General features: G+C 59.1%; 4 protein-coding genes and 1 pseudogene. 3 read left to right on the top strand and 2 right to left on the bottom strand.

The annotated features are described in order from the left end of the window. Positions 1-602, bottom strand: a pseudogene (locus RUW20_RS00230) (heme peroxidase); the annotation flags it as partial. 830 nt (positions 603-1432) lie between these two features. On the opposite strand from RUW20_RS00230, the gene RUW20_RS00225 reads away from it, so the two are divergent. Together RUW20_RS00225 and RUW20_RS00220 are read left to right on the top strand one after the other, a co-directional pair. Then, positions 1433-2548: a hypothetical protein gene (locus RUW20_RS00225; RefSeq protein ID WP_313950173.1), complete on the top strand. Its 1116-nt coding sequence runs from the start codon at positions 1433-1435 to the stop codon at positions 2546-2548. 511 nt (positions 2549-3059) lie between these two features. Next, on the top strand, positions 3060-4028 hold the full coding sequence (locus tag RUW20_RS00220) for an MBL fold metallo-hydrolase (protein ID WP_313950172.1): 969 nt from the start codon (positions 3060-3062) through the stop codon (positions 4026-4028). A gap of 170 nt (positions 4029-4198) precedes the next feature. On the opposite strand, the gene galU is transcribed toward RUW20_RS00220, so the two are convergent. Then, positions 4199-5110: a UTP--glucose-1-phosphate uridylyltransferase GalU gene (galU, locus tag RUW20_RS00215; protein WP_313950170.1), complete on the bottom strand. Its 912-nt coding sequence runs from the start codon at positions 5108-5110 to the stop codon at positions 4199-4201. On the opposite strand from galU, the gene RUW20_RS00210 reads away from it, so the two are divergent. After that, positions 5094-5345 (top strand): hypothetical protein (locus tag RUW20_RS00210; RefSeq protein WP_313950169.1); only part of this gene is annotated, 252 nt, incomplete at its 3' end. The two genes, galU and RUW20_RS00210, sit on opposite strands and share 17 nt — an antisense overlap.

Genomic DNA, 5345 nt, shown 5'->3' with positions numbered 1-5345 from the left:
TGTGAAACGATGACATTTTCGTCGTTCCGCTTGTCGCCGATCAGCGCTCGCTTGGCGCCAGCCATAAATGGGTCGTCGAACCGGGGCACGTCGCGAGCGGCCGACCGCCGCGTGCCTTCCATTAACGGCTTCCCGAGGCGGAATTTTTTTCCATCGGCATCGTACATATACGGCTGATCATCTGGCCCGCGGCCGTACAGGCAATCAAGATCCAGCGCCGGGGTGCGGAAGTCTACCAAAGCGTTGACATCATTATGCTTCATCAGGCTCGACATTGGATCGAAGGTAATGTCGTGGTCGATAAACTGACCAAAATAGGTATAGCCAGCAGGGATACCGGTATTTTCCTCTTCGTCGTGAATCGGATCATTCCCCTTTTCTATCGCGGCAGCCGGCAGGTCATTTATTGTTTCGGGATTGGCAGTCATTGCCGCCGCTAGGCGCTCTAGCGCTTCTTGCGGCCAGTCCGCAGCGGGAAGCGAACGGAACAGACGTCCAAAGCTGCCTGTGTGCAGGGACGAACGAGCAACAGTCGAATCGCCCCGAAGCCCTGCGCCGTGGCCGGCGGGAACCTTTCTATTTTCTCTCTCGGTGGCGCTCATTATTTATCCTCCAATGTGTTAGGGAGCTGCTGATCAATTGACAGCCGACGCATCACACGCCACGTGGCAGGGGTTTTCTTTCAACTGGCCGAGACCTTTGGCAAATTGCCCCATGCATGCAATCGAGGTGAAATCATCATTTTTGTTCATCGACAAAAGTGACAACGTTTATACGCTTGCTTTGACGTTGTTGATTAGTAATTTTTATAAAACTTGTGCTTCATTTAGAATCGATTTCTCGTCCACGTTGGTATCAACTGGTAGCGCAAAGGCCTGTAGCTCTTTGTCGGTCTTTTTTTAAACACTCTCTCCAGAAGTGACGTAACGTCAGCGAGATTTACGTCATGATTAATATTCGCGAGCATATTGTGCGTGGGGAGCGCTCGGTTGGAATAATTTTGACGCTAATAATATTTAGTCAAAGATTTTATCTGTGTGAATATCATTCATGTATTTCGTGAAAAATACGTCTAGCATGTACCTGTTTTCTTTAACACCGCAAAGTGGACACTTTGCAAGTGGGGCCAGGTTTTTACTCTTGCCCGCCTGCACAGTGCTGGCCAAGTGCTCGCAGAAAGAAGAATTGAAGTTATAGTGTCTGTATCCCGTGAGCGTCAAGGAAGCCTAAACGGGATTTGGTCAGAAAAAACTAGGCGATATGAAATTGATTTTGTTTATTTGGTCGGTTTCACCTGCTTTGACAAGTGGACGCATGTTATAAACACCGGCTCACGATGGGAATCCACCAAACGGATGATGTGTTGAGCACGTTGCCCTCCGTGTCGTTCACCGCCGTCCGGCGTCACGCCTGTTCCCAGGGGGGAGAGAAAATGGGCAAACTCGCGCAGTACGACCGCTTGCTGGAGACAATCTATGCGGCTTCGCTGGAACCGGATCGTTGGCCCGATGTGCTGGAGGCCGTCTGCGAGGGGGTGAATGGCGACGTATATCATCTGCAGGCCTGGGACGACGAGTTGGGCGTTGACCGTCTGGGAATCATCAGTTGTGGCAAGGAAGAGGCGCTGGCCAGCTATCAGGGTTATTTCGGGGGCATGGATCCGCGTCGTACGGAGTTCAGGAATGGGCTTCCGGGACCGGTCACCGCTTGCCATCATTATCTCGATGACGATTTTGTTCGCGGCAGCGAGTTCTTCCGGGACTATCTTGTTCCCCACTGCGGTCGCTACTCGGCGACGGTGCCCTTGTTCAGTGCGCATGGCGTGCGAGCTCAGCTGGACGTGGTTCGTGCGTCAGACCATGGGCCATTTTCGGCCGCCGAATTGTCGTACCTGAGGTGGTTGGCGCCGCACTTGAGGCTAGCCTGCCGCTTCATGTTCGAGTTGCAAAGCAGGGAAGCGCAGCAGCAGCTTGGCCAGTCGATGCTCGATTATTCCAACCTGGGTGTTTTCGGGCTGGCGGCGTCCAGAAAAATTGTGCAGGCAAACCGACAGGGCGTCGCCTTCCTGGCGGCACGGGATTGCCTACAGGAGTTGGCGGGTCATCTGCATGCTGTTGACCCAAGGCAGGACGCCGCTCTGGGCTTGGCGTTGCAGGCTGCGGTCAGCCGCAGGGTGATGAGCTGCTCCGAGACCACTTCCTGCTCGGGCCACGGTAGCGCGTACCTGACCATCGTGCCGATCATGGCTGGTGCGCAAGCGCCCGCACTCGCCGTGCCGTCGGCAGTGGTGCTATGCCTCGTCGCCAAGCGGGGTGGGCACAGGCTGGCGACGGCACGACAATTGATGGAGTTCTTCGGCCTCTCGCCAGCGGAAGCGCGTTTGGCGCGTTCATTGGCGCACGGCGACTGTCTCGACGCGTTTGCGGAAGGGCAGGGTATTCAACGCTGCACGGCCAGGACGCAATTGCAGCATGCACTGCGCAAGACGCGGACCAACGATCAGAAGGAGTTGATTCGTCTTGTGCTCAGTTTGCCGGCTGTGCGTTGAGGGTAACCGCAGGGCGAACCCAGTGCTGCAAGGGCTTGGCAATGGGGTCAGTTTTAGCATTACACCACCTCCTGTCACGCTCCTATTGGCCAAACCACTCAGACTTGAAGTTCCGCGCGCCCTCTATCACTTCACCTGGCGTCACCAACCGGTGCCAGACCACGCTTTCCGGATCCTCAGAGACGTGGTCGCGGCAGGGTAGCGTTCTGGCCGGGACCTGCCCGTGATTGCCAGAGCCTGAATGATCGCGTTCGCTTCCTTCCCGATGCCGGATGTCATTGGGTAAAGTACGGAAGTTTGAGTTCCTCTTCGACTATCACGTCCCGACGCGAGGCTTCCCGAGAGTCCCGTCTAGCCGAGCCGTATCGCGCACCGGACAAACGTCCAGCGTGCACTACAGCGCAGGTTTCTGAGACCCTGCCGGGGACGCACGCCCATCAAGCTGGCTGGCGCCATTGGCGATGGCAGGCACGGCGTGGCCGCGTTACCCACCCGGAGAAGGAGAGACAGAATGACGAAGATGACTCTTGTGTTCGCTGCGCTGGCGCTGGCCAGCAACCTCAATGCAGCCCAGGCGGCGGACGGCAACGTCAAGCTGACGCCGCTGGGCAGTCACGATGGAGAGTTCTGCAGCCTTGATCGCGCGATCGTTTTCGAAGACCCGGACGGCACCCGCATCCTGTATGACGCGGGCCGCACCGTGCGTGGCCCCGACGATCCACGCCTCGGCAAGATCGATGGCGTGCTCCTGAGTCATGTTCATGGAGACCATCTGGGTGACCTGATCCAGCCATCGGCGAATGCGGGCGACTGTGGCAAGCCGGACTTCTCGGTCAAGGTCACGCCGAATTCGAACACGGTCAACATCGTGGTGGCGAAGAAGGCGAAATTGCTGGTCGGCTCGGAGATGGGCAGCTTTTTCGCCAACAAGGTCAAGGAGGCTGGCGGCGACGCGCAGCAGGTGCAGCTGGTGCGCGTCGGCGCCAATGCCAAAGTCGGCGGCGTACAGGTCACCACGGTGCCGGCCGCGCACAGCAATGGCCTGCACCCGGCGTTTCTCGACCCGGCGCATGGTGATGCCCTGGCGAAGAACGGGCTGACCGCCTACGTCGGGCCGCCAGCCGGTTACGTCCTGCGCTTCAGCAACGGCCTCGTCGCCTATCTTTCGGGCGATACCGGCATCACGGCCGAGCAGGATCTGGTGGTGCGGGGCTACTACCAGGCGAACCTCGCGGTGATCAACATCGGCAATGTGTTTACCACCGGCCCGATGGACGCCGCCTACGTGATCAACGAACTCGTCAAGCCGAAGTCGGTGGTCGTCTCGCACGCCAACGAGCCGTCGACCAAAGGCGGTAAATTGCTGCCGGAGTCAAAGGCGGCGGCGTTCAAGAAGGCCAGCAAGGTGCCGACGCATCTGCCGCTCAGTGGGGTGACGATGGCCTTCGATGGCCAGGGTCAGTGCGTGACTGGCTGCTGATCGGCGCGATCCACGCTTTCGCGACACCCCTCGTCACATTGACAACATGCTGCCACCGTGGCGGGGGGTGGCTTAATCGCGATCGCCAACGATCCCCGACACAGCATCGACGCCGCCGCGCGTCGCACCGGTGGCGGCGAACGGCGAGAAATGTCGGAACACCGCCAAGTTCATGCAGCGGTCGCCCGCGCTGCCGTTTGTTGCCGTTCCTTCAGCCAGGCGGAGAAGTCACCACCGAGTTCCTGGTGGCACTCGGCGAGCACGACGCTGGCCTGCATCAGGCCCAGTTTGCTGCCGCAGTCGTAGCGTGTGCCGTGGTAGCGATAGGCCAGCACCTGCTCGGCGGCCAGCAGCGCGGCAATGCCGTCGGTAAGCTGGATTTCTCCACCGGCACCGCGCGGCTGGACCCGGATCAGGTCAAAAATAGCCGGGGTGAGCACGTAGCGACCAGCTACCGCCAGATTGGATGGGGCGACGTTCGGCTGTGGTTTCTCGACCAAGCCATCGATGTCCACCAGGTCGGGCGCCAGTGACTTGCCCCTGACGATGCCGTAGCGGTGCGTCTGCTCCTTCGGAACTTCCTGTACGGCGAGGATGCTGCACTGGTGCTCGGCAAATAATTCGGTCATCTGCTGCATGATTGGGGGTTCGCCGATCATCAAGTCGTCGGCGAGGAGGACGGCGAAGGGCTCGCCGCGTACCAGGCGCTCGGCACACAGCACGGCGTGGCCAAGGCCCAGGGCCCTCGGCTGGCGCACATACACGCAATCCATGTCGTCGGGCTTGATCGAGTGCACCAGCGCCATCAGCTCGTCCTTGCCGCTGGCAGCCAATTCGGCCTCCAGCTCGTAGGCGGTGTCGAAGTGGTCCTCGATGGCGCGCTTGTTTCGCCCGGTCACGAAAATCATCTCCCGGATCCCGGCGGCGTAGGCTTCCTCGACCGCATATTGGATCAGCGGCTTGTCCACCACGGCGAGCATTTCCTTGGGGCTGGCCTTGGTCGCCGGCAGGAAACGTGTCCCCAGACCGGCGACCGGAAAGACTGCTTTTTGAACCAACAAGTCGTTGCTGTTTCGCTTCATCATTGACTCCAGTTTGAGTGGGGTCACCAGCATCGCGGAGCTTTTGCACCGTCAAACTGATCGACAGGTGCTCCCGCTGGCGCTTGCCACAACGGCATGGCTCGGTTTTGCCGGGGACTGCCATAGTCTGCCGGTTGTGGGTTCGATAACCCGTGATTTTATCCTCGGCGGGGGCCCGGAAGCTTCCTTTTTTCCCAACCAGTTACTCGACGGATGGCTCATCTTGCGCACGATG

Origin of the sequence: Accumulibacter sp., assembly GCF_032229525.1 — a bacterium.
Taxonomy (GTDB): domain Bacteria; phylum Pseudomonadota; class Gammaproteobacteria; order Burkholderiales; family Rhodocyclaceae; genus Accumulibacter.
Note: the sequence above shows the minus strand (reverse complement) of the source record. Positions and strands in the feature narration are given on the sequence as shown.

What these genes read in the sequence shown, in the direction of transcription:
- RUW20_RS00220 (WP_313950172.1), top strand. Translation starts at nt 3,060, where the DNA reads ATGACGAAGATGACTCTTGTGTTCGCTGCGCTGGCGCTGGCCAGCAAC.
- galU (WP_313950170.1), bottom strand. Translation starts at nt 5,110, where the DNA reads ATGAAGCGAAACAGCAACGACTTGTTGGTTCAAAAAGCAGTCTTTCCG.
- RUW20_RS00225 (WP_313950173.1), top strand. Translation starts at nt 1,433, where the DNA reads ATGGGCAAACTCGCGCAGTACGACCGCTTGCTGGAGACAATCTATGCG.